This window comes from Acidaminobacter sp. (genome assembly GCF_030247605.1).
Classification (GTDB): Bacteria; Bacillota; Clostridia; order Peptostreptococcales; family Acidaminobacteraceae; genus Acidaminobacter.
This window is the reverse complement of record NZ_JAOTSB010000013.1, coordinates 1-24,234: the sequence shown is the minus strand read 5'-3', so window position 1 is coordinate 24,234 and position 24,234 is coordinate 1. Positions and strand designations below refer to the sequence as shown.

Genomic DNA, 24,234 nt, shown 5'->3' with positions numbered 1-24,234 from the left:
ACTAAAGAAAAAGGGAGTCCTGCAAAGGACTCCTCTGTATTTATGCCGAAAGGAAGGAACTGGAGATCATGAAACGAAATATCGTGTTAACCTCGCAGGATTTGGAACGACTGAAAAAACTGGTGGCAGAGGAAAGTGAATTTGGAAAAGCAAAAGAATCCAAGGAGTTGAAAGCACTTCAGATCGAGCTGGAACGGGCACATGTCGTTGAGGCAGAGCAAATTCCGTCCGGCACCATCACAATGAATTCCAAATTTCTCATGAAGCACCTGAACTCAGAAGAAAGAACCGAATATAGCCTCGTTTATCCGGAAGATTCGAATTTTCTGGAAAATAAAATTTCAGTCATGGCCCCCATTGGAACCGCCATGCTGGGCTATCATGAAGGCGACGAGATCGACTGGCAAGTTCCTGAAGGCACTGTCCGGCTCAAAATTGAAAAGGTGCTGTATCAGCCTGAGGCCTCTGGCCACTTTGAACTTTAGGATTGCCACAAATTGAACCATTCCATTCGCAAGAAAAAAGGGAGCACGCCTGTGCTCCCTGATTTTTTTTGCCGATGGTCATTTTTCCATACCCTCTGGACGCGAGTCTTCTCTTCTGAAAACAATTTCAGTATTACAAAAATAGCGACACGGCGCAGTAAACCAATAGAAGCGCCATAGCCGAATTGATCAGCTTTTGATGACTGTGCAGAAACCTTTGGAAAACGGACCCAAACAGCGACCAGCAGCACGTCGATACGAAACCGACAAAAGCCAGGAAGACGGCGAAAGCTATAACCACGGGAATTGAACTGTAATAGGGTACAACAAATGTCGATAAGGTTGTGATGCTGTACAAAATAACCTTAGGGTTGACGAACTGAAGCAGCAGTCCCGCGGTTATGGTGTTGGTCTGCTTCTCACCGCTGCCCGAGCTGTCATGAGGTTTGCTGTGATAGGTTTTCCACGCCAACCAGAGGATGTAGACAGCGCCAACGACCGTCATGACGGGCTTGATGCTTGGAATGACGTTGTACAAAGAGACGCTGAACAGGCTGCTCAGCGCCAGAATCACAAGAAAACCAAAGAAGATCCCAATATTGAATGGGAGACTTTTTAAGAAGCCATAGCGGCTGGCGTTGGACATAGACATGATATTGTTGGGGCCGGGTGTAAAGGTTGTAATGAAAACATAAGATAAAAAGGCCGCGACATTGGGCAAAGGACTCACCTCCCGTAAGATTGGGCTGTCTCAGGACCGGATGAGGATAATCCGTCATGGCGTCTTCGTTGGCCCACAGCTTTATTATAAAACAAGAGCCACTTTCGTGGCTCATAAAATTTGTCGCTTTATTCTTTTCTTTTTCCAAGATAGGCTTCCTTGACGCTTTCATCAGCAAGGAGCGCAGCGCCTGTTCCTTCAAGGGTAATGACGCCGGTTTCCATGACATAGGCATGGTCCGCGATCTTAAGCGCGAGGTTGGCATTCTGCTCAATCAGCAGGACGGTGATTCCCTCGGCGTTGACAGTCTTGATGATGTTGAAGATGTCTTTGATGATCAATGGCGCGAGACCTAAGGAAGGCTCGTCCATCATGATCATTTTCGGACGGCTCATCAACGCCCGTCCGACAGCCAGCATCTGCTGCTCGCCGCCTGAAAGTGTCCCTGCAAATTGCCAGGCGCGCTCTTTGAGGCGGGGGAACAGTCTGTAAACCTGCTCAATGTCTTCTTCCAGCCTGTGCTTGTGGACATAAGCGCCAATTTTGAGGTTTTCGAGAACCGTCAGATTGTCAAAGACCCTGCGTCCCTCAGGAACCAGCGTGATGCCCCGCGTGACAATATAGTCCGGAGATTTGCCCAGGATCTCTTCCCCGTTAAATTGGATTGAGCCTTCCTTTGGTTTGACGACGCCGGCAATGGTACGAAGCGTAGTGCTTTTTCCGGCACCGTTGGAACCAATCAGGGTTACGATTTTTCCTTTAGGGACTTCAATGGAAATGTCTTTGACTGCTTGAATCCCGCCATAAGCTACGCTTAAATTGGAAATTTTAAGATGGATGTCATTACTCATCGTCAGCTACCCCCAAATAAGCGTCGATTACCCTCTGATTGCTCTGAATATCAGCAGGTGTTCCTGAGGCAATCAGCTTTCCAAAATCCAAGACATAAATGCGATCAGAGATTTCCATGACCAGGTTCATATGGTGTTCAATCATTAGAACGGTCAGGTGAAAATCATCCTTCAGCATTCTTATAAATGCGGTCAGATCGTGAGTCTCATGTGGATTCATGCCGGCAGCAGGTTCATCCAGAAGCAGCAGGGAAGGTTTCGTTGCCAACGCACGGGCAATCTCAAGCTTTCTCTGCTGACCGTAAGGCAGAGAACTCGAAATTTCGTCCTTGAGATGGGCTAACCCCAGTATTTCAAGAAGCTCCATAGATTCTTTCCGCATGGTCTGCTCTTCCTTATGATTCAGCCTTAAAGTTGCTGAAAACACATTGGATTTAATATTCATGTGCTTAGCAATCAAGACGTTGTCAAAAACCGTCAGGTTCTTAAAGAGACGAATGTTTTGGAAGGTTCTCGCTACCCCTAATTTCGTAATGACATCCGGTGTTTTACGGATCAACTCAGTGTATTTACCCGCGTTTTCACCCGAGTAGAGCTTTTTCATTTTACCTTGTGGAAAATTGCTGATGATGGGTTTTCCTTGAAACGACACCTTGCCGTTTGTTGGCGCGTAGACACCTGTTATAACGTTGAACGCGGTGGTTTTGCCTGCGCCGTTCGGCCCAATCAAGGCAACGATCTCACCTTTGTTGACTTCCAGGGAGAGGTTATTGACCGCGACGACACCACCAAACTGCATCGTCACATCATTCAGGCTGAGTACTTGATCAGACATTGCCTTTGTCCCCCTTTTCAGGCGTTTTCCGCCGTATTCGATCCCTTAACCGAATAAAGAAGTTATACATCCTGTCCCAAGTAAATTCCTTATCACCAAACAGCCCTTTGCGGTAGTAGAGCACGACAGCCATGAGGATCAGGGAGAAAATGACCATACGGAAACCGGTTCTGAACAGCGGCACTTGAAAACCGCCTATCATCAGCGGATTGTCAAAGAACCTCAGCCACTCTCTGCCTGCGGTCATGAGAAACGCGCCAATGACGCTGCCGGTGATGCTTCCAAGACCGCCGAGTACAACGATCAGCAAGATGTCATAGGTCAGCGCAATCTGAAAGGTTTTGGAGTCAATGGATCTCATGAAGACGGCGAGGAGTCCGCCGGCAATTCCTGTGAAGAAACAGCTGATGATAAAGGACATGCTCTTGTGTTTGAAGAGATTGATACCCATAGCCTGAGCTGCGGTTTCATCCTCTTTGATGGCTTTGAAAGCTCTGCCATAGGAAGAGTTGATGATTAAAATCATCAGCAGGATACAAATACCGGCAATAAAGAAGGCCTCAAAAACGGAACTAAATGCAGGAATGCTTTTGAGTCCGTAGGAACCGTTTGTAATTCTGTCAAGTTGAGGCGCAGCAATGATCGCCCGAATAATTTCTGAAAAGCCGAGGGTCGCAATGGCCAGATAGTCGCTCTTCAGCCTCAGGACAGGAATGCCTACAAAGAAGCCAACCAGTGCCGCAAGCACGCCGCCCAGAATCAATGCCGCCCAGAAAGGCAGGGACAGATTTGCGAGAAAATCCGCAATGCCGTTGATGTAGTAGACATTGGCACGCATTTCGACCGGGATAGTAAGTATAGCGACCGTGTAGGCGCCTATAGCCATAAATCCAGCCTGTCCCAGTGAGAACAGTCCTGTGAAGCCTGTCAGCATGTTCATGGCGACAGCCGCAATGGCATAGATCGCGCTGCGCTGAAGAATTGAAATGGCGTAGCTGTATTGATTTTTGTTGGCGTCGAGATACCACAAGGCAGCAACGGCTGCGATCAGTATAAGAACTGATAAAAGGATTTTAGTGTTCTTCTTCATCTTCATCATACTTTGTCCGTCACTTTCTCGCCAAAAATACCAGTAGGGCGAAAGATAAGCATAACAATCAATAGAATAAAGGTAAAGGCGTCACTGAAGGTGGAATACCCCATAGCGACCAGCGCAGTTTCGCCGAGACCGAGAATGAATCCGCCAACCATGGCGCCTGGAATACTTCCAATACCGCCTAGAACCGCTGCGACAAAGCATTTAAGTCCCGGCAGCGCACCGCTGAATGGGAAGACTGTCATACGATCCGTAAAGTAAAGGATTGAGCCGATGGCGGCTAAAAGTGAACCAATTGCAAAAGTAAAACTGATAACTCTATTAATTTTGATGCCCATCAGCTGTGCGGTCTCAAAGTCTTTCGATACCGCCCGCATGGCCATCCCGATTTTACTGTGATTGATGAGCAGGATTAAAACGTAAACGAGCGCCAGCGTCAGAACAGGTGTAATAAAGGTCACCAGAGAAGCGGATAAAGGCCCAATCTGGAAAATTTTCTTAAGAGCGGTGAGCGTAGGGTAGCCTCTTGGAAGTGCAGTAAAGAGATAGGTAGCGAGATTCTGGAGTAAATACGAAACGCCGATCGCAGAAATCATGATCGACATTCTCGGGGCGTTCCTAAGCGGTTTGTAGGCGGCGCGCTCAATTAACACACCGAGGATAACGGTAGCAATGAGGACAATTGGCGTTGCCAAATACCAAGGCATTGAGGATGACGCAAAGACCATGAAATAGCCTGCCATCATGAAGATATCGCCATGGGCGAAGTTGATCAGTCTCAAGATGCCGTAAACCATGGTGTAGCCCACTGCGATTAACGCGTAGGCACCACCGAGAGATATTCCGGTCAAACAGTGTTGCAAAAATACAGCAAAGTCCATGACGCGATGCCTCCTCTAAGTACGACTGATCCTAAAAAAAAGATTAAATGAGTGGGGGTATAAACCCCCACTCAAGCACTTGTGTCATTGATGGACTATTATTCTACAGTGACGGTTTTGAGGAACTTGAACTGGCCATTCTCAACGATCTTGATGAATGCCATATTCTTTTTGGCGTCGCCTTTTTCGTCAAAAGTGATGGATCCAGTAACGCCTACAACTTCAACACCCTTGAGGGCGTCCTTGATGGCAGCGCCTTCAGTGGAGTTAGCAGCTTTGACAGCTTCGAGAATGGTGATGTAAGCATCATAGCCAAGTGCGGAAACAGCTGGGATGATCTCGCCTTGTCCGTTGGCTGTGAGGTACTCTTTGAAGCCTGTAATGAAAGAAGCAGCTTCGTCTGTTGCTGGTTCAGCTTCGTCGAAGAATGTAGAGAGGACGATGCCTTCAGCGTCAGCGCCTGCATTCTCAATGATTGTAGCATTTTCCCAAGTGTCGCCGCCCATGATAGGCACTGTGATGCCGAGCTCACGAGCTTGCTTGATCAGAAGTGGAGCCGTTGTAATAGAAGAAGGGGCGAAAATGACGTCAGGGTTTTTAGCTTTGATATTAGTCAAAATAGCTTTGAAGTCAGTTTGGTTTGTTTGGAACTGCTCTTCAGAGATGACAGAGCCTGCGCCGCCGAGCTCGTTGAACGCTGTGACAAAGAATGAGCCAAGACCGGAGGAGTAGTCGTCGCCAAGCTGAGTGATGACTGCAGCAGTCTTAGCGCCGTTTTGGATCGCGTAGTTCGCCATGACCGTACCTTGGAACGGATCGAGGAAGCAGACGCGGAAGTAGAAATCATTGCCTTCAGTGACCTGAGGGTTTGTTGCAGAAGGGGCAACCGCTGGAATCTGAGCATCAGCAAAGATAGGGCCGGCTGCGATGGAGACACCTGAGCCATAAGAACCGATGACTGCAGATACACCAGCGCTGACAAGGCTTTGAGCTGCTGTAACAGCTTCAGTTTTATCTGATTTGTTGTCGACTTCTACGAGCTCAACTTTGTAAGTTTCGCCGTTGATGTCTACAGTAGGGTATACTGTGTTTGCGTAACGGATGCCCAGAACTTCCTGGAATCCGCCGCCGCCATTCTCGCCCGTTTGAGGCTCGAAGACGCCAATCTTGATGACTTTTTCTGCTTCTGCCGCTGGCTCACCGGCACATCCGGTAAAGAGCGACAAAATCATGACTAAAATGAGTAACAGTGTCGTTGCTTTTTTCATTAGACAATCCCTCCAAAATAATGATAGTGTGTGAAAATCTTCCCCTAACCCTTTCTCTATGTACAGGAATAATTATACAATGTTACAATCCTGTTAGCAATCAGAATCTGAACATTCTAACTTTTTAGAAACTTTTCTACGGCAAGAAGCAAAACAAATCCAAGAGAGTGTTGGGATTTCTATAAAATTTTAACGAAATTTTCCGACTTGGCAGATCTTGACATGGGTGATAGAAAGAGAGACGATAAATACGTCAGAATTTCAGCCACTTACAACTTTTGGGAGGACTTTCTATGACACATAAAGAGTGGACATTACAGGATGCGGAATTGCTTTTGAAAGATCAAAAGCAATACTTTGATTCGCTGGAAACCAGAGAAGTATCATTTAGAATTCAACAGCTCAAAAGGCTTAAATCCATTATTCAAAAACATGAGGAAGAACTATTAAAAGCGCTGGCTTTGGATTTGGGGAAGAATCCAGTGGAAGCCTACGCTACGGAAATTGGCTTTATCTACAAAAGCCTTTCGGAGTATATCAGGCATCTCAACCGGTGGGCAAAGCCGCTAAAGGTCAAGACCCCCATTTATCTTCAGCCCTCTAAAGGATTTGTCGTGAGGGAACCCTTCGGGAGTGTGCTCATTATTGGGCCGTTTAATTATCCTTTTCAACTGGTTATTGAGCCGTTGATTGGCGCTTTGGCGGCAGGGAACTGCGCGGTTGTGAAGCCTTCCGAGCTTACACCCAGTGTGTCGCGTGTGATCCAGATGATCCTGGAGGAGGCCTACGACAAGCAATACGTTGCCTGCGTTCAAGGAACACAAGAGACGACCTCATCCTTGATCAATTCGAATTTTGATTATATTTTTTTCACGGGAAGTACGAGAGTCGGGAAAATTGTAATGGAGGCGGCGGCTGCGCATTTGACCCCGGTCACCCTCGAACTTGGGGGAAAAAGTCCTGTCATAGTCGACCAGAGTGCACATATCAAGGAAGCCGCTCGCAGAATCATGTGGGGGAAGACCATTAATGCCGGGCAAACTTGTGTGGCGCCGGACTATGTTTATGTGCACGAAGCGGTGAAAGAGGAGCTTGTTCGGGAAATGACGCGCAGTATTGAAAAAATGTGGGGTAAAAAGGACTATTGGAAGAATGGCTTTGGCAAAATAGTCAACAGAAGACATTTTAAGCGTCTGGTGGCCATGATGGAAGAGGATCAATCCCACGTGATCTGGGGAGGTCGTCATGATGAAGCGCGGTTTCACATTGAGCCAACATTGTTGGAAATACCAAATAGGGACACTGCGGTTATGAAAGAGGAGATCTTTGGACCTTTGCTGCCTATTATGACTTATAGTAGCTTAAATCAAGTTATATCTGAAATCAACAGCCACTCCAAGCCTTTGGCACTATACCTTTTCACAACGGACCAAGAGGTCGAGCGACGGATTCTCAAATCGATCTCCGCTGGAGGTGTCGCTATAAATGATACGATCACGCATGTGGCGCATCCTAATCTGCCTTTTGGCGGCGTAGGCCAATCGGGTATGGGGCGCTACCATGGCAAACAAAGTTTCTTGACATTTTCGCACTGTAAGAGTGTTCTAAAGAAAGGCAGATTTAATGTGACCATAGCTTATCCCGGTTATAGTTCTCATCAGCTGAAGCTGCTCAGGAAAGTGCTGAAGTGAAGGTGGAAGAAGGTGTCTGACACCAACATCGGAAGAAACTGGGGAAGAAACTGGGTGTCTGACACCCGGTTTCAAATGAAACTCGGTGTCAGACACCCAGTTTCGATTGTTCCCGTCCAAAATAGAATGGAGGCTTTTTATGGATAGCGCTTTGATATATCAAAAACTACTGGAGGAACTCGAATCAGGCCATAGAGCAGCGCTTATAACGACACTGGCTGAATCCGAAGGCCAAGGTACAATAGTTAAAAAAGTGATCTCCAGTCGTGATTTGATTTGGGAAGATCAGGATCAAGCACTGCGCGCAGCACTAGAAGGTGGACTGGTGCGTGGGGAGTTCTTCTTTGAACAAGGCAATGGACCTAATGAAGCAGGGATTCTCCTGGAGCCTTTTTTCCCGGAGGCCCAGCTGATCGTTCTGGGCGGTGGGCATATTGCCGTACCCCTGGTGGAATTTGGCGCGAAGGCAGGATTTAAAGTCACAGTAGTGGATGACCGTCCGTTATTCGCGAATAATTTCAGATTTCCAGCGGCGCACCAGGTGATCTGCGAAAGCTTTGCCAAGAGCTTTGAATCGCTGAATCTCAATAAAGCGGCCTTCGTGGTCATTGTGACCCGCGGGCACCGTTATGACAAGGTGTGCTTGGAAAACGTGCTGAAGTATGAAACCGCCTACGTGGGCATGATTGGCTCCAGGCGGAGAGTGGCTGGCCTCAAGGAGCTTCTGATTTCGGAAGGCCAGGATCCGTTGCTGCTTGAGCAGGTGTGCACACCAATCGGACTAGAGATTGGGGCGGTGACGCCAGAGGAAATCGCGATCTCAATTCTGGCGCAGGTTATTCAATATAAACGAAAAGGTGACAAAGCCACGAGGAAATCCAATAATTGGCCGGAGCTGGATCTCGCGGTATTAAGTGAATTGGCGAAGGCAGATCAGGGGCCTCGGGCGCTGGTGACCGTGGTGGCGACTAAAGGTTCGGTTCCTCGAAGAGAGGGTGCCAAAATGGTCGTATGGTCGGATGGCAGGACTTTGGGCAGCATAGGTGGTGGCTGCAGCGAAGGGGAAGCTATTAGGGTGGCCTATGACGTAATCCGCGACGGACGCTTCAGGTATCTGGACATTGACATGACCGGCCAGGTGGCTGAGGACGAAGGTATGGTCTGCGGCGGCGTTATGAAGGTGCTGGTGGCAAGGACATAGCCCCAAAGGAGGAACCTGCAATGTACAAAATCCCCATGAACAATCCTTTCGAAGCGGATCTCTTCGCCTCAATGCTGGAAGCGGAGGGCATTCCCTATACCGTTGTCGATCACAGCAGCCTGGTTTTCGACGGCTTGTTCCAGATGACCATGGGCTGGGGCCACGTCGAGGTGCCGGAAGAATTCAGAGACGCGGCGGAGGTCCTGCGCAAAAACTTTGATGATTATGTAAAAAATAGGGCGGAAAGCGGTGTCTGAGACTAATGCCTATCGACGCCTGCTTCCATGCAAAGGTGAAGTGAATTTGTGTATGAAAAAACGACCATTGGCTTATTTTTTTCCGATGGTCGTTTCTATGAACAGCTTTGTGAAAATCTTTTGTTGCCTGTCGAGTCAATTTTTGAGGTTCAATTTTCAAGGGCTACTCAAACAAAAGGCTCATCAGTCGCTCGATCTTCTGGAAATCGATAAACCGGCTTTCTCTCAAGATTTCCTTGCCGTTTTGGAAGACAAGCACAGTCGGCATGGCGAACACCAGGTGCTGGCCTGCAATATCGACAAATTTACTCGCTTCAACTTTTACGATTTTGACCGGAACTTCCTCAAGAAGCGCTTCGATCTTGGGTGAGACGGAATGGCAGACACTACAGTCCGCTGAGCTGAAGTAAACGACGAGCACCTCTTCGGCGTCCATAATCTGTATGAGTTGATCTTTGGATTCAATGGGGATCATGGTATTTGGCATGAAGTTTTCTCCTTTAAGTTTGAGGCCGATTGGATCAGCCTGAAAGTTTGAGTCAATTAATTAATTAATATCGCCTAATCATCGACATCATATCATGTCACAGGCGGGAATGTCCACCCCCTATACTAGGGGGTAATCTTAGAAAATGCGGATATTTCAATCCTACGTACTATTTTTTTGGGGAAAATGGGTAAAAATACAATGGCGCATCAACATACTTTAAATCTAAATGGTCTATTGGATGGGTCCATCTGTTAAGAAAGGACGAATCGCCATGAGGAAAATGCTTCTTCCTATAGATTCAGAGAACGTGCCTGAAAAGGTTTTGACGTATTTGAAAGATTTTGTGCCTTGCATGGATTATGAAGTTACCTTACTCAATGTCATTTCTTCGGATCGCGTAAGGATGAATAAAGAAGCGGGCGGTGTCTATGATGTTGCGCCTCTTGATCTGGAAGCGCCGTCAAAAGAATTGTTGGCTCACTTTGAAGAGAAATTGAGATCAGAGGGGATCAACGCAGTCGTCACTCTGACATTAACCGGGGAGCCTTCAGAAGTCATTGTAGAATTTGCTGAATCAGGAGACTTCCACCTGATCATGATGTGTACGCATGGAATGGGTGCAGCTAAGCGGCTTTTAATTGGATCGGTGACCAATAAAGTTGTCCATCATGCCAGCATGCCGGTACTGGTCATTAGAGAGTAAGTGCGTCTTTCATTTTTACAGTTCAAAAGAATAATTAGATGGATCCCAATCCACTGATGGCCTCGCACGGCTATCAGTGGATTTTTTTAATTTGTGAACTTGTCCGCGCCACCAATTCAAATTTGGTGACGCGGACGAGTTTTTATTTGGTGACGCGGACGAGTTTTTATTTGGTGACGCGGACGAGTTTCATTTTAGTGCCAGAGCTGCTGATAACAATTTTCAGTTATGCAACCTGAAATGGATAGTACGAGGCAAAAAATGGGTATAAAAATGTTCAGACTCATAGGCTTTGTCAATTGAGGTGAAGAGAATGAAAGTGTCCTTTGCAGTTTGGCGTCAGTGGGTGATCGCCGGGATTCTAATTGGCCTGAGCATCAGTCTCTTCAAAATGCTGTTGTTGGATTGGGACGTGTTTAAACGGCTGACAACCGGGGAACCGCTGGTATACTTTGGAGCGTTGGTGCTGTCTGCCCTCATGATGCAATATTTCAAGCAACGCTATCCTATGATCCGCGGCTCAGGATGCCCACAGCTGAAAGGCGTACTGATCAATCGTCTTGAAATGAGGCCTGAAACGGAATTGCCTCTGAAATTTGGATCTGTGGTTCTGATGAATGGCATTGGTGTGTCGGTGGGGAGCGCAGGACCGGCAGTCCAGATAGGTGCCTATTTAGGACAGCTAATTTTGAAGGGGAGAAAGGACAACGACTTTTTACTGAACTGCGCCATGGCATCTTTTGCGGTTTTATATGGTATTCCATTTGCAGCCGTTGCTTTTTCTGTGGAGGAGTATCAAATGAAACTTAAACTGGAGCAGCTCTTGAGTTTAGCAGTTGTAATGTCAGCGGCTTTAGGCATCCGGTTTTGGTTATTTGGATTTTCACCGACATTACAATTTTCAATGGATCGCTATCCAGGTTGGCAAGGGACGGTTCTGTTATTCGCAATGGCGTTAACCATTGGAATTATGTTCAAATACGGGCTGCTTTGGACGGGTAAGTTGTTTGTCTGGAAATCAATGATCCTGCTTCCCTTCGTGCTGACATTCTATTTCAGCACAAGGCTGCCTCAAATCTTAGGGGGCGGCATAGAATTATTCAGTTTCATGGAAGATCAGAGTGCTTCCATTTTGTTTGAAACCGCGGTCATACTGTTATTAGGTAAGTTTGTGTTTTCTATAATTTGTTTGAGCTCAGGTGTTCCAGCAGGTGTATTTCTGCCGACTTTGGCTATTGGAGGGATTTTGGGAAGTGTGACAGCGCTGTATTCCCTGGAATACTTAAGCGAATCAATTCTGGCCTACAACAGTTATGTAGTACTTGGGATTGCGCTGATTTGTACTGCTATTTTCAGGCGGCCCTTTACCGCCGCGCTGCTGGCAGTTGAATTAACAGGAAATTTTGGCTGGCTTCCCTATATTTTATTGTTGGCTATACTAATGAATGGTCTGTTGAAACAATTCGGTGACCGGCCTCTTAATGAGATCTTGCTGGAAAAATTACTGGATGAAGATTTGACCATAGATTATTAGCGAGGAGGCATTATAATGAGACTGGCCAAAATAATTGCATGGCTTGGGGTAATAACCATGACCGCAGCTTTATACCATGGTTTTTTTAACGGAAATTTCTTCGAAGATGGATCGTTACTATTGTCAAATCCTTGGGGGATCGTGTCTATGGTGGATCTCTACACTGGATTTATCCTGTTCTCCATGTGGATTGTCTTTAGGGAAAGCAATAAGCTGACTTCAGCGGTCTGGGTTGTATTGATGATGGTGCTGGGTTTCTTTGCCGGGAGCGTCTATGTTTTACTGGCCTTATACAAATGCAAGGGCAGCTGGCTCGATTTTTATCTCGGACCTCATAAGGCCAGGCTGGTGGAAAAGGCTAAGCAGTGACTCACACCTTAATAGGAGTTCAAATTACACCAACTTTTCTCACAGTAATTCTTTTCAATTACCATGAAAGCGAGGTGGCCCGTCGTGACTAATCGCCGCACTGAAATTCTTGAAGAGTTGAAATCGGTCGTCTCAGGTAAAACCCTTGACGCGTTGATCCCACCTCTAATTTTTGTAGTCACAAACAGTATTCTAGGATTGAGGCCCGCCATTGCACTGGCCATGGGGACCGCACTCCTTCTCAGCCTCATCCGTCTGTTGAGAAGGCAGCCTTTGAAGTACGCCCTTGGCGGCTTGGGCGGAGTCGCGCTGGCATCTGCTTTTGCGCTCTTTGCCGGACGAGCGGAGAATTATTTTATCCCCAAAATTCTGGGCAGCGCCTTTATGGTTGTGCTGTCCCTTGTGAGCCTGATAGCAGGGAAGCCCTTAGCCGCTTGGACCAGCCATTTATCCCGGGCCTGGCCAGTTGACTGGTACTGGCGGAGGGACGTTCTCCCGGCCTACCGGGAGGTCACCTGGCTCTGGACGGGTCTGTTTGTCATGCGCCTTGCCATTCAGGTTCTCTTGTACCTGAGAGGCAGTGCAGCCCAGCTGGCCTGGGCAAACCTGCTGCTGGGAACGCCGGTCACACTGGGCGTGCTGGTTGTCAGCTATTTGTACGGCCAGAAGAGACTGCATCAATTGGGCGGTCCGGGAGTTCGTGAATTCACAGAAGGTGCTTCGCCGCCTTGGGAAGGGCAAACAAGGGGTTTTTAATGGAAATTAAATGACCATCGGCATAAAAACGTCCTTAAAAAGACATTTTGCCGATGGTCATATTTCTTCACACCTCTCATTCCAGAGGTTACAGCGTTCTGCTCTTCTTTATTTTGTAATTGCTGGAGGTCAGATACGAACGGTCAATGGTAATCACGGCGTTGATGTGCTGCTTTTTTAACGCGAATTCAATTTCATCCAGAATTTGCTGGTCGCCTTTTTTGCAGTCATAAGGCACGTTGACGTCGAAAACCAGCTTCTTGAAGGTAGAGCCACGAACCAGCCTGAAGTCGTGCAGCGTCAGGGAGTCATCCACGGCAGAAACGATACCCTGAGTGAGGGAACAAAATTCATTCAGAAGTGGATCATCCTTGACCACGGGGTCCATGTGAATGACCAGGTGAATGCTGAGCTCCGACATGATGTCCCGCTCAATGGTATCAATGAGGTCGTGGCTGATAAGGATATCCACGGCAGCGTCCACTTCCACGTGGACGGACGCGAACCAGCGGTTGGGGCCGTAGTTATGGGCGACGAGGTCGTGGATCCCGCTGATGCCAGGGTAGCGGTGGATGTAATTCTCGATCTGTTCCGAGAGCTCTTCGGTTGGGCCCTGACCCAGGATGCTGTCCAGGGTTTCCTTCAGAATGCCAAGACCTGAATTCATTATAAACAGTGCTACAGCAATGCCCATATAGCCGTCGAGCTGGAAACCAATTAAAGGGCTAATGACTGCAGAGAACAAAACCACTGTGGTCGCCATGACGTCAGCCAGACTGTCCGCGGCGGTGGCTTTCATGACCGTGGAGCCTATGCGCTTGCCAAGGCTGGAGTTGAACCGTGTCAGCCACAGCTTGGCAGCAATGGAGAAGACCAGAATTCCGGCGGTCAGCCAAGTGAAGTCCACTGGGGACGGATGACGGATTTTGCCGATAGACGACTGAATCAGCTCCACACCAATCAGCAGGATGATGATGGCCACCGTGGATGCCGCTATGTACTCTATGCGCGCATGGCCAAAGGGATGCTCAAGATCTGCAGGTTTGTTGGAAATCTTAAAACTGATCAGCGAAATCACCGAGGACCCGGCATCCGACAGATTGTTGACGGCGTCACCGGTGATGGCAATGCTTCCGGATAAGGTACCAGCGACAAATTTTATGGTAAACAACAGCAAATTGACCACAATGCCTATGATGCTGCTCATGGTGCCATAGGATTGTCTTACCTCGGGACTCTTTATGTTGTCATAATTTTTAACGAATCTATGAATCAGAAACTCTTGCATAAGGGTCACTCCAAATCAGAAGCTGAGAGATGGGAAAGTCATCAGATGGCTTTCATTCTACCATATTTGAGATTAATATGGTGTGTATTTTTGGTTATAACGTTCGCGTTTGACTGGGCATCAAAGAGGTATAAGTGAAATGGAGGTGACTCTCATGAAAAAGAGCCTATTAACCATAACACTGACTTTGACGCTGGTCCTGTCACTCGCTTTCTCACCAGCGTATGCCGCCACAACTTTTTCAGATATCAGCGGCCACTGGGCCCAGGCGCACATTGAGCATCTGCTGGGACTGAACCTGATCAGCGGATTTCCGGATGGCACATTTAAACCCAATCAGACTATTACCAGGGCTCAGGCAGCTTCGATCCTGGCGAATGAGCTAAGCTTGACGGCCCAGGCAGCGGCATTTCCGGATGTGCCGGTGACCCACTGGGCAAATGGCGCCATTGGTGCGGTTGTCGCCAACGGCACCATGAGCGGTTATCCAAACGGGACGTTCAAGCCGGATCAGGCCATGACAAGGGCTGAGATTGCGTCCGTTCTGGCAATTGCGTACAATTTTTCTCAGAGCACTGCGACGTCGCCGTTTTCAGACGTCACAGCCAGCCATTGGGCCTTTGGCTCCATTATGGCTCTGGTGGACAATTATATTACAGAGGGCTACCCGGATGGGACCTTCAAGCCTGACGCTGCCATGACCCGGGCTGAGTTTTCCGTCTTTGTGGCGAAGGCAATCCACCCACCGTTCGTTGTGCCAACCATGCTGCAGGCGAAGGCGCTGACAATTGCGCAGCTGCTGAAGGACGAGGATATGACCCAGCTGGCGACTCATGTTCACCCTGTGCAGGGTGTACGATTCTCACCGTATTACTATATCGATAATACCCATAAAGTCGTCTCTGCAGCGGCGCTTCCAAATCTTTTGACGGATAATACGGTTTATTTTTGGGGCATTCAGGACGGCAGCGGCTTTAATATTGACGAAACACCACAGGACTATTTTGACCGCTACGTCAATGCCCGGGATTTCACCACACCGGATCAAACCGTTTATAATACTGTGGTTTCCCGGGGCAACCTGATCAACAACATTCCGACTTTTTACACCAGCGGCATTTTCGTTGAGCTCTACCTGGACGGTGTCAACCCACTCTATGGTGGCATGGACTGGCGCAGCCTCTATCTCATCTTCGAGTTTTATGCCGGCGACTATTATCTGGTCGGTATTGCCAACGGCGAGTGGACGACCTGATAGATGCCAGTACTTTTTGCCGATGGTCACATCCCCACACTTTCTCCACATTTGGTGAACAGAGGATGGACTGCTGTGATTTGAATAAGAAATAATTAATTAATAAGGCCGTCTCTTTTCATCCGTGCGGGTGAGGGGAGACGGCCTTTTGTTTTTTAGAAACCGAAAATTGAGCAATTTTACTTCAATTTATAAATTTGTATTTCTACGAATTCGCCATCACCTTTTTTAAGGCTACCCACAAAAACGCCGCTTCTGAGATGTGTATATGTACTTCCTTCCCGGACGGTAAAGCGTGGCACCGTTCGAATAAAAGGCTTTGGCTCAGAGTCTTCACCATAGCCTTCATTTTCTACGGAAATTAATTCTCCGTCTTCTGTTTCCAAGGTATATTTAGCGAACACGTGCCTGATTTTTCCACCCATCAGGCTGTTCCAGTCTGCGCCGCCAGGAATGATCCTGCCGCGTATGCCGGGTCCGGTAAATGAACCACCGAGGATCGGAATTACCTTTAAGTGCCCTAAAGCCGTATCGCCTACAATCTGGTGTGAGCCTATGTCAACTTTTAGTTCCATGATCAATTCAGCAGCAAGCATCATTTGGAATCCTCCTAAACATACTCTGAGTATGTTTATAATAAATCACGAAATGCACTTTGACAAGTAAAATCTGTCTGGATAATTTGATTTGAAAAGTCATTATGCGTTTTGGAATTTCAGTCCATCCATCACAAAATAGAGTGGCGCCAACGATCAAGTTACTGATCGTCTGGCGCCTGATTAGTCTTGATATTTAGTCTGGAAAGATTTTAAATAACGCTTAGTAGCCAGTTCGATTTCGGAGGGTAAGTCATAACAGCCATCATTACAGCACCAGTCCAATACCACGCCATTATACGCGATTATTAAATGCCGGAAAAAGTCCTCAAAGGTGACATTGTTTATAACCTCTCCATTTTTTTGAATCTCCAGGAATATTGATTTAAACAGCTTTAGAGCTGGTCTTTTTTCCGGATCGAAAAAATCACGATAGCCACCATTCGCAATAGCGGTATCGATATTACTGTGCAGCTTATGGCGCATCACTTCGACGCCACGCTCCACAGTGATTTCACCATAGAAATAGGACATATCCTGAAAAATTTTAAGTGACGGAGCCATTTTTAATAACTGAGCAATTTTTTTTTCGACAATTTGATCAGTATCCAAGTGAATTTGCTCAATGACAGATTCCTTTGAATCAAAGTGATAGTAAAAAGCGCCTTTGGTGACATTGCAACTAGCGCATATTTCATCTATAGTGACGTTTTGAAAGCCTTTTTCTTTGATTAATTCAATTGCCGCGTCAAAAATTTTCTTTTTGGTTCGAACGCCACGAGGAATGCGTTTTTTAGTTTGGGTATCCATGGGCAGTCTCCTTTAAGATTTCAAAGTCACCTTTTTATCATTTGAGCAAATGTTTTGAAATTCGTCAAGGCTTGAACTGAAGATTTTGACAAAATTTAAATATACTTTTAGCATAACTGAAAGTCGTTGACATGAAGAAGAAATCCGTCTATTATAAAACATACCGAGAGTATCTTTCAGAAAAATACCAATAGTACGAAAGGTGAATATTACAAATCGTGATCGGATTTTAAGAAAATTTCTCTTGGAAGTGAGGAATTAAATTTGATTCTTACTTATGTCAATTACGACTTAAAAATCAGGAGGTGGAAAACATGAAGTATAAGCCACATCCAGGCTATGACTCGCTCTGGAATGTAAAAATGGATTTCGAACCGGCGAATCAAGACGAGCCAGTCGAAAACGCATCGGTCATACGCGAGCTGATGTTGGATTTCAAACCGCCTGAAGGCGTTGAAATAACCAATCTCTTAGTTCCTGGCCTCAATGGCGCGCCGGAGATTCCTGTCAGAATCTACAAAAATATTGCTGTGAAAAAAGCGCCGCTTGTACTTAATATTCATGGTGGAGGCTTTGTCAGCGGAGATTTGGACAATGACAATATCAGAGCCTCGAAAATTGCAGAGCATGTGGGCTGTACCGTCATCTCTGTCGGTTACAGACTGGCTCCGAAAGCAATTTTTCCCGCTCAGCTTGAAGATTGTTTATCGGTGCTGGAGTATGCCTTAGCCCATGCCGATGGTCTTGATCTCGACCCCGAAAAAATAGGAATATTTGGAACCAGTGCGGGCGGCTGTATTGCTGCAGGCCTGTGTTTATACCTAAGAGATCATAATGGTCCCAAAGTGTCCGCTCAAGTACTCAATTTCCCGGCATTAGATTATTTGGCAACTTCGACCTCGGCAATTCAGTTTTATGACGATGCACCTTTAGTTCAGGGTGACGGCTTGTCAGGGGTTTGGAAATTGTATCTTGGTGGATTTAAGGGTGATTTGCCTTCATATTATGCAGTGCCAGCCTTGGCGAGAGATTTATCCGAGCTGCCCCCAACCTGCATGATTGTAAACGAATATGACCCTTTAAGAGATGAGGGTATTGATTATGCTCGAAAACTAATGGCGTTCGCAGTCCCAACCGAGCTCTACTCGCTGCCGCGTGTACCCCATGGATTTGACTTGATCTCGGCACCGTTGACAGATTGGATACGCGAAGCCATATACAGGACTTTCAAACGAGAATTTGGATTGCTGTAGAAGGGTGGGATTTTAGTGAAAATTCTGAAGTGGTTGGATGAGAACTTCGAACGTGTTCTGCTGGTCATTCTTTTGGCTGTGATCTCATGTTTATTGATGTATCAGATCGTTATGAGATATGTTTTTGGAAGTGGACTAGCCTGGGCAGAAGAGTTATCCAGATATTGCTTTGTTGTATCCGCTTATCTTTGCATAGGATACTGCATCAAAAGGGATTTGCTGTTTCGGATAGATGTGCTGTTTAATATTTTGCCCAAGCCATTAAAGAAAGGACTCGATTTCTTGATGTGGGTTGTCACGGTTGTATTCTTTGGCTATTCCTCCTACTATTCTGTTATCATCACACAGTTAGCTTTTGAATCCAACGCTCTAAGCCCTGGCCTCGAGATCAAAATAGGCTACGTATACGCATTTGCTACTTTAGGCATGGCGGTTGCAACGATCAGAAGTATTCAATACCTCGTGAAAATTGTAAAAGATAAACCTGAAGTTAAAAGAGTCTCTGACGTCGAAGCTATTGCAGACGCGAAAGGAGCATAAAAATGCTGTCAATTGTTCTCATACTCTTTGTTGTGTTTCTGGTGATAGGCTTCCCAATTGCTATGGCCATTGGTTTTACAACCTTTTTACCTGGTTTGATTAATCCTTCTTTTCCTGCTGACTCGCTGTACGTGCTAAGATCCATGGTGGGTGGTGTTGACAGCACGCCTATCCTGGCAATACCGCTGTTTATGCTGTCTGGAATTATCATGTCGCGGGGTGGCATCTCAGAAAGACTTTTCAACGTGTTTGCTTTTCTCGTTGGCAAAAGGACAGCAGGGATTCCAATGGCAGTGGTTATAACCGCTGTGTTTTATGGCGCGATAAGCGGATCTGGCCCGGCGACAACTGCGGCGGTTGGGGCTATGACGATCCCAATTCTCGTATCGCTGGGTTATGACAGAGTTTTCTCCGCGGCATTGGTAGCCGCCGCGGGTGGCATAGGCATTATTATTCCACCGAGTATTCCGTTTATCATGTACGGCATGATGACCGGCACCTCAGTAGGTGCTTTGTTTACAGCAGGCTTTATCCCAGGGCTGTTGATTGCTGCAATGCTGATGACTTATGTCTATATCTACTGCAAAGTAAAAGGTGAGGATAAGGAAAAGATTGCAGCCAATTATGAAAAGCTCAGAGCGAAAGGGTTCCTGGGCATCATGAAAGAAGGCTTTTGGGCACTTTTAACACCAGTCATAATTTTAGGCGGAATCTATTCCGGGATTGTTACGCCAACTGAGGCCGCTGTTCTTTCGGTCTTCTATGCACTCCTTGTCAGTGTTTTCGCGTATAAGATCGTTAAAGTGAGAGAAATTCCTTCCTTCCTGGATGGCGCTGTTCAGTCCTATGCACCAATAGCACTTCTGCTTGGATTCGCAATAGCGTTCTCTAGAGTATTGACTTTGCTGAAGGCCCCGGCCATTCTAGCGGATTATTTTTCAACTTCCTTTACGAGTGGCATCATGTTTCTGATGCTCTTCAATGTCATAGTCCTGATCATCGGTATGTTTATGGATGCAGGTCCTGCGGTCGCGATCTTATCACCTATGTTGATGGGCGTCTTGACGCAGTTTGGTATTGATCCGGTTCATTTTGGCATCATCTTAGTGTTTAACTTGGCTATAGGGTTCATCTCGCCACCATTCGGACTGAATTTATTTGTGGCTAGTCCAATGGCAAATGTCTCAGTTAGTGTACTTGGCAAAAAAGCACTTGCATTTTGTGGGGTATACATTATCGCGTTAATTTTAATTACGTATATTCCATCAATTTCATTGGTACTTGGTACATTGCTTTAAGCAAGTGTCGCATTTAGGCAATATAACACGTTTAGACGGCAGAGCCGTTTGAATGAAAACTAAGAGGAGGTCATAAAATGAAAAAATTACTAAGCCTGATTCTGATTTTGATCCTTGCCTTATCAGCGACCGCATGCGGTGGCAACGTCGAAGCACCTTTAGCAGAGACGCCAGCGGTCGAAACGCCTGAAACGACTTCTGTACTGCCGGCAGATGGGCCTACTTTTGCTTTGGTTCTCGCACACGGAGCGCCTGAACAGTCTGATGGACACAAAGGCACTCTGTATTTCAAAGAGCTCATCGAAGAGCGTTCTGGCGGCAAAATCACTGTGGATTCCTACCCTGGTTTTCAATTAGGGAGTGTCTCTGAGTTGATCCAGAATCAAAAATCCGGCCAAATAGCCATGACAGTGGGTACGGCTGGCGGTTCTACATCAAAAGCACTTGCATTCCTTGACCTTCCTGCACTCTACAGTGATATTGATAAAGCGACGGCCGTTGTTGCTGAAGGAACAAAAGCACGCGCATTGATTGATCAGGAGTATGGCAACCTAAATGTAAAAGTTTTGAGCATCATGCCGATTACTTATAGGGTAACGAGCAGTAATGTACCTGTGCGCAGCATCGAAGACTTTGAGGGTTTAAAAATCAGAACAATGGAAAATCCACTCCACATGATGTTCTGGCAGGCGATAGATGCCAATCCAACACCGCTTGCGTTCAGTGAGCTCTATGTTGCGCTTCAGCAAGGCCTTGTGGACGCTCAGGAAAATCCTTTAGACACAATTTATAACAGTAAAATGTATGAGCAACAGAAATATATTATTAAGTCTAATCACGTTATGTTTTATAATGCCTACACTATCAATAAAGACATTTGGAACAGCATGCCGCCGGAATATCAGGCGCTGATCACTGAGACAATGGTTGATCTTGAAAAGTGGGTTCGTGAGACAACGGACTCTTCCTTGGTAGCCTTTGAGAAGAATCTCGTGGATGCTGGGCTGGAAGTTATTGAGTTTACAGAAGAAGATTTCACCAAGATGAAAGAAGCCGCTCAGCCGGTTTATGATGAAGCGCGTGCCCTTTGTGGGGATGAAGTCATTGACGAAGTGCTGGCAACGGTTGGTCAGTAAAATTTAGCATACTTGTGCAAGAATTCCTCCCCGCCGGCTTGATGTCTAGACGTCTCATTTTTGGAGACTCCTGGAACTCTTGCCTTCGATCACACCCCAACTTTTTCCAATAGAACAATAAGTAAAGGCTGTCTCTTTCCTAACCTTGAGGGGTAAGGAGAGACAGCCTTATTTTTCGTTTCAGCTTAGTTTACTTGCCATCCAGCAGATTTCCCAGCCCGCCAAGGGCATCCAGCATACTGCCTTCGCCTTTGCCGGAGTGCCCGGCCCGCCTCGAAGAAGTCATAATTCTGTCCGCAAGACGTGAGAATGGGAGCGACTGAAGCCAGACAATGCCAGGACCGGTCAGTGTGGCAAAGAAAAGGCCTTCGCCGCCGAACAGCGCGGTTTTCATGCTCGACACCATTTCAATGTCATAATGGACACTGCCTGTAAGTGCCACAAGACATCCGGTGTCGACTTTGAGTGTCTCACTGGCGTTAAGTTCGCGTTTGTATATTGCGCCACCGGCATGCAGGAAGGTCATGCCGCTGCCTTGAAGCTTCTGCATGATAAAGCCTTCACCGCCAAAGAGGCCAACGCCGATTTTCCGGTTAAATGCAATTTCCAGTGAGGTCCCTTTCTCAGCGCATAAAAACGCGTCTTTTTGGCAGAGGATCGTCCCTTGATAGTCGGCAAGACTAAGCGGGATAATTTTACCGGGATAAGGCGCAGCAAAAGCGATTTCTCCCTCGGCATAACTGCTCTGGGTAAAAAGCGTCATAAACAGACTTTCGCCCATGATGGCACGTTTTCCTGCGCCCATCAGCTTGCCCATGAGCCCGGCGCCTTGGTTCGCGTTTGAGCCATCACCAAAGATGGTTTCCATCTCAAGCGTACTATCCATGAAAAGAAGCGCACCGGCTTCAGCAACAAGACTTTCGCCCTGATTCAACAAAAAACGCACAAACTGCAGATCGTCCCCGTGGATCTCGTATTTGACCGTCATTTCGAACACCTCCATGAATGTTGATGCAAGCAGAATATACCCAATAATCCGAGTTGTGGACAACTGCAGCTTTATTTTGTACCATAAATTTTTCGCATTGAAATACGACATTATAGTCAAATTGCATGAATGCTTTTTGAGATTAATTTGAGGGGTATCTATAGATCGGTGAAAACTCTTTACTGCTATTTTTTGGAGGTGAATGAAATGCTGGAAATTCCGGAAGCCTATGTGATTGCAGTGCAGCTTGAGAATCAGGTTTGTGGCCGGGAGGTCGCGTCTGTGACCATGAACAGCGCCCCGCATAAGTTTGCGTTTTACACAGATGACCCTTTGAAGTATAGGGCTATTCTGCAGGGAGCAAAATTTGAAACCGCAACAGCTTATGGTGGAATGGTGGAATTGGTGGCTCATGACTTAAAACTAGTCTTTTCAGATGGTGTCAATTTAAGGTTTCATGAAAGCAGTGACCCAAGACCCCAGAAGCATCAGCTGCTGATTGAGTTTACAGATGGAACGGCACTGAGTGGCTCTGTACAGATGTATGGCGGCTTGTGGTGTTTTAAAGAAGGTACTTTCGAAAATGAGTATAGAACAGCTGCCTTGGAAAAGCCATCACCTTTAACACCGGCATTCGATCCAACCTATTTCCAAAGCCTTATTGAACTTGATAGCGTTCAAAAACTAAGCACTAAAGCATTTTTGGCGACTGAGCAGCGCATTCCTGGATTGGGAAACGGGGTCCTTCAGGATGTGCTGTGGACAGCACATATTCACCCCAAAAGGAAGATTCAGACACTCAACTTAAACGAACGAGAGGTTCTATTTCAAAGTATTAAGCTGCTGCTCAGTGAAATGGCAGCTAAAGGCGGACGGGATACCGAAAAAGATCTCTTTGGCCATAGCGGCGGTTATTACACACATTTGAGCAAGCTGCACGCCTCTGACGGTTGTCCCGTTTGTGGCGGCGGCATTACAAAAGAAGCTTACATGGGCGGCAGTATTTATTATTGCCCGACGTGTCAAAAACTTTAAAAGAAAAAGACAAAAGGAAATTGGTGCTGTCCGACGTTCTACAATACGCCGGACAGCACCAATTTCCTTTTCTATTTCTTTTGTTTTGATTTTTTCGTTACACAGGACAAATCCAAGGCAAAGTCGATCAGCTTCATGGTATAGGCAACAGCCTCGTCAACCGTTTCAAATTCTCCCGATATCATGGCATCCAGATTGGCGCGATACAGATTGATCATGATTTCATTGATCATTTCGAGCTGATCCTCTGGAATCTCGGAACCCAGCTTTTTGCTGAGTATGGCCATATTTCGCTTTTTCAAGTCGCCCTCTCTCAGCATTGGGATCAGATCCACACGGTGCTCCCCAAAGTTCTCCGGAAAGATATCAAAGTAGGTTTCGATCATCTGCTTGAGTTCATCCCTAAAGGGACTAAAAAAGATTAACTTAAAGATCTTTGGGTTTTCAAAAGAATGGCGGGAAAACAGCTGCCAGGTTTTCATAAAAATTTCTCTAGGCACGTCAGTGCCTTCCACATAATCGTCCAGTTCGGCATAATAGGCTTTTAAATAATTCATAGAGGCATAACAGATCAGGTGATCCAAGTTGCTGAAATAGTTATAGAGCGTCGCGCTGTTGTAACCGGCTATGTCCGCGACTTTTCTGGCAGTGATATTTTCGATGCCGTCTTCTATAAGTAAATTATGGGCAGCTTCTATGAAATATTTCATTATGCGCTTCCTTTGGAGATCCTTCTTTGCCATTGCAATTTGTGCCATGTCTCCACCTCATTTGAGTCATCATTGTTACTATAATAGCACATCTTCTTGGAAATATTCAACAAAGGCTATAGGTTTATAGAAAGAATCCTCTGAAAAAATAAACGTGATTATCAAATAAATCTATTTACAATATAAA

26 protein-coding genes are annotated in these 24,234 nt (G+C 46.4%); 14 read left to right on the top strand and 12 right to left on the bottom strand.

The genetic code is table 11. The features are described 5' to 3' along the window. Nucleotides 1-68 precede the first annotated feature (68 nt). A complete protein-coding gene (gene rnk / locus OEL90_RS07795; RefSeq protein ID WP_291402009.1) occupies nt 69-485 on the top strand; it encodes a nucleoside diphosphate kinase regulator in 417 nt (138 codons plus the stop codon). Nucleotides 486-618: 133 nt separating this feature from the next. Here the strand turns inward: rnk and OEL90_RS07790 are convergent, their stop codons facing one another. The 6 genes from OEL90_RS07790 to OEL90_RS07765 all read right to left on the bottom strand — a co-directional run bounded on the left by OEL90_RS07790 (nt 619) and on the right by OEL90_RS07765 (nt 6,137). Further along, nucleotides 619-1,206, bottom strand: a complete 588-nt coding sequence (locus OEL90_RS07790; protein ID WP_291402007.1) for a LysE family transporter — start codon at nt 1,204-1,206, stop codon at nt 619-621. A 128-nt stretch (nt 1,207-1,334) separates the two neighbouring features. Beyond that, a complete protein-coding gene (locus tag OEL90_RS07785; protein ID WP_291402005.1) occupies nt 1,335-2,057 on the bottom strand; it encodes an ABC transporter ATP-binding protein in 723 nt (240 codons plus the stop codon). Next, nucleotides 2,050-2,892, bottom strand: a complete 843-nt coding sequence (locus OEL90_RS07780; RefSeq protein WP_291402003.1) for an ABC transporter ATP-binding protein — start codon at nt 2,890-2,892, stop codon at nt 2,050-2,052. The genes OEL90_RS07785 and OEL90_RS07780 overlap by 8 nt, the downstream gene beginning before the upstream one ends. Then, nucleotides 2,885-3,991: a branched-chain amino acid ABC transporter permease gene (locus OEL90_RS07775; RefSeq protein ID WP_291402001.1), complete on the bottom strand. Its 1,107-nt coding sequence runs from the start codon at nt 3,989-3,991 to the stop codon at nt 2,885-2,887. Before OEL90_RS07775 ends, OEL90_RS07780 begins: the two co-directional genes overlap by 8 nt. Beyond that, entirely contained in the window at nt 3,988-4,869 is an 882-nt protein-coding gene (locus OEL90_RS07770) for a branched-chain amino acid ABC transporter permease (RefSeq protein ID WP_291402000.1), read from the bottom strand. The genes OEL90_RS07775 and OEL90_RS07770 overlap by 4 nt, the downstream gene beginning before the upstream one ends. Before the next feature lie 98 nt (nt 4,870-4,967). Further along, nucleotides 4,968-6,137, bottom strand: coding sequence for an ABC transporter substrate-binding protein (locus OEL90_RS07765; RefSeq protein ID WP_330583731.1), 1,170 nt, complete (start codon nt 6,135-6,137; stop codon nt 4,968-4,970). 293 nt (nt 6,138-6,430) lie between these two features. Between OEL90_RS07765 and OEL90_RS07760 the strand changes: the two genes are divergently transcribed. From OEL90_RS07760 to OEL90_RS07750, 3 genes are all read left to right on the top strand, one after another. Then, nucleotides 6,431-7,828 (top strand): aldehyde dehydrogenase, encoded by a 1,398-nt coding sequence (locus tag OEL90_RS07760; RefSeq protein WP_291401998.1) that lies wholly within the window; start codon nt 6,431-6,433, stop codon nt 7,826-7,828. 139 nt (nt 7,829-7,967) lie between these two features. Continuing rightward, nucleotides 7,968-9,029: an XdhC family protein gene (locus tag OEL90_RS07755; protein WP_300687770.1), complete on the top strand. Its 1,062-nt coding sequence runs from the start codon at nt 7,968-7,970 to the stop codon at nt 9,027-9,029. A gap of 20 nt (nt 9,030-9,049) precedes the next feature. Continuing rightward, nucleotides 9,050-9,286: a DUF2007 domain-containing protein gene (locus OEL90_RS07750; RefSeq protein ID WP_291401994.1), complete on the top strand. Its 237-nt coding sequence runs from the start codon at nt 9,050-9,052 to the stop codon at nt 9,284-9,286. A 163-nt stretch (nt 9,287-9,449) separates the two neighbouring features. Here OEL90_RS07750 and OEL90_RS07745 read toward each other — a convergent pair whose 3' ends face one another. Next, on the bottom strand, nt 9,450-9,773 hold the full coding sequence (locus OEL90_RS07745) for a thioredoxin family protein (RefSeq protein ID WP_291401993.1): 324 nt from the start codon (nt 9,771-9,773) through the stop codon (nt 9,450-9,452). Between the two features lie 274 nt (nt 9,774-10,047). Between OEL90_RS07745 and OEL90_RS07740 the strand changes: the two genes are divergently transcribed. The 4 genes from OEL90_RS07740 (at nt 10,048) to OEL90_RS07725 (ending at nt 13,138) form a co-directional block, all read left to right on the top strand. Then, a complete protein-coding gene (locus OEL90_RS07740) occupies nt 10,048-10,479 on the top strand; it encodes a universal stress protein (RefSeq protein WP_291401991.1) in 432 nt (143 codons plus the stop codon). Nucleotides 10,480-10,792: 313 nt separating this feature from the next. Then, nucleotides 10,793-12,013 (top strand): chloride channel protein, encoded by a 1,221-nt coding sequence (locus OEL90_RS07735; protein ID WP_300687768.1) that lies wholly within the window; start codon nt 10,793-10,795, stop codon nt 12,011-12,013. Between the two features lie 15 nt (nt 12,014-12,028). Then, complete coding sequence (locus OEL90_RS07730) at nt 12,029-12,382, top strand: DUF1475 family protein (protein WP_300687766.1); 354 nt, start codon at nt 12,029-12,031, stop codon at nt 12,380-12,382. 84 nt (nt 12,383-12,466) lie between these two features. Then, nucleotides 12,467-13,138, top strand: coding sequence for a DUF3159 domain-containing protein (locus OEL90_RS07725; RefSeq protein ID WP_300687764.1), 672 nt, complete (start codon nt 12,467-12,469; stop codon nt 13,136-13,138). Nucleotides 13,139-13,226: 88 nt separating this feature from the next. On the opposite strand, the gene OEL90_RS07720 is transcribed toward OEL90_RS07725, so the two are convergent. Then, nucleotides 13,227-14,426, bottom strand: coding sequence for a cation diffusion facilitator family transporter (locus OEL90_RS07720; protein WP_300687762.1), 1,200 nt, complete (start codon nt 14,424-14,426; stop codon nt 13,227-13,229). 154 nt (nt 14,427-14,580) lie between these two features. Between OEL90_RS07720 and OEL90_RS07715 the strand changes: the two genes are divergently transcribed. Continuing rightward, entirely contained in the window at nt 14,581-15,681 is a 1,101-nt protein-coding gene (locus tag OEL90_RS07715) for an S-layer homology domain-containing protein (RefSeq protein WP_291400027.1), read from the top strand. A gap of 179 nt (nt 15,682-15,860) precedes the next feature. Here OEL90_RS07715 and OEL90_RS07710 read toward each other — a convergent pair whose 3' ends face one another. Both OEL90_RS07710 and OEL90_RS07705 read right to left on the bottom strand, forming a co-directional pair. After that, nucleotides 15,861-16,280 carry a DUF3237 domain-containing protein gene (locus OEL90_RS07710; RefSeq protein WP_291400030.1) on the bottom strand — a complete coding sequence of 140 codons (420 nt, stop codon included), beginning with the start codon at nt 16,278-16,280 and terminating at the stop codon, nt 15,861-15,863. A gap of 180 nt (nt 16,281-16,460) precedes the next feature. Then, complete coding sequence (locus tag OEL90_RS07705; RefSeq protein WP_300687759.1) at nt 16,461-17,087, bottom strand: TetR/AcrR family transcriptional regulator; 627 nt, start codon at nt 17,085-17,087, stop codon at nt 16,461-16,463. Between the two features lie 314 nt (nt 17,088-17,401). On the opposite strand from OEL90_RS07705, the gene OEL90_RS07700 reads away from it, so the two are divergent. The 4 genes from OEL90_RS07700 to OEL90_RS07685 all read left to right on the top strand — a co-directional run bounded on the left by OEL90_RS07700 (nt 17,402) and on the right by OEL90_RS07685 (nt 21,314). Continuing rightward, a complete protein-coding gene (locus OEL90_RS07700) occupies nt 17,402-18,340 on the top strand; it encodes an alpha/beta hydrolase (protein ID WP_300687758.1) in 939 nt (312 codons plus the stop codon). Nucleotides 18,341-18,355: 15 nt separating this feature from the next. Further along, complete coding sequence (locus OEL90_RS07695; protein ID WP_291400035.1) at nt 18,356-18,880, top strand: TRAP transporter small permease; 525 nt, start codon at nt 18,356-18,358, stop codon at nt 18,878-18,880. 2 nt (nt 18,881-18,882) lie between these two features. Beyond that, nucleotides 18,883-20,178, top strand: coding sequence for a TRAP transporter large permease (locus OEL90_RS07690; protein WP_291400037.1), 1,296 nt, complete (start codon nt 18,883-18,885; stop codon nt 20,176-20,178). Between the two features lie 77 nt (nt 20,179-20,255). Then, nucleotides 20,256-21,314: a TRAP transporter substrate-binding protein gene (locus OEL90_RS07685; protein WP_291400040.1), complete on the top strand. Its 1,059-nt coding sequence runs from the start codon at nt 20,256-20,258 to the stop codon at nt 21,312-21,314. A 190-nt stretch (nt 21,315-21,504) separates the two neighbouring features. Here OEL90_RS07685 and OEL90_RS07680 read toward each other — a convergent pair whose 3' ends face one another. Continuing rightward, nucleotides 21,505-22,302 (bottom strand): TIGR00266 family protein, encoded by a 798-nt coding sequence (locus OEL90_RS07680; protein ID WP_414635019.1) that lies wholly within the window; start codon nt 22,300-22,302, stop codon nt 21,505-21,507. Nucleotides 22,303-22,509: 207 nt separating this feature from the next. On the opposite strand from OEL90_RS07680, the gene OEL90_RS07675 reads away from it, so the two are divergent. Beyond that, the gene (locus tag OEL90_RS07675) at nt 22,510-23,337 is read left to right on the top strand and encodes an endonuclease VIII (protein ID WP_291400044.1); all 828 of its coding nucleotides are present in this window, start codon (nt 22,510-22,512) and stop codon (nt 23,335-23,337) included. Nucleotides 23,338-23,408: 71 nt separating this feature from the next. On the opposite strand, the gene OEL90_RS07670 is transcribed toward OEL90_RS07675, so the two are convergent. Beyond that, the gene (locus tag OEL90_RS07670; protein WP_291400046.1) at nt 23,409-24,095 is read right to left on the bottom strand and encodes a TetR/AcrR family transcriptional regulator; all 687 of its coding nucleotides are present in this window, start codon (nt 24,093-24,095) and stop codon (nt 23,409-23,411) included. Nucleotides 24,096-24,234: the final 139 nt, after the last annotated feature.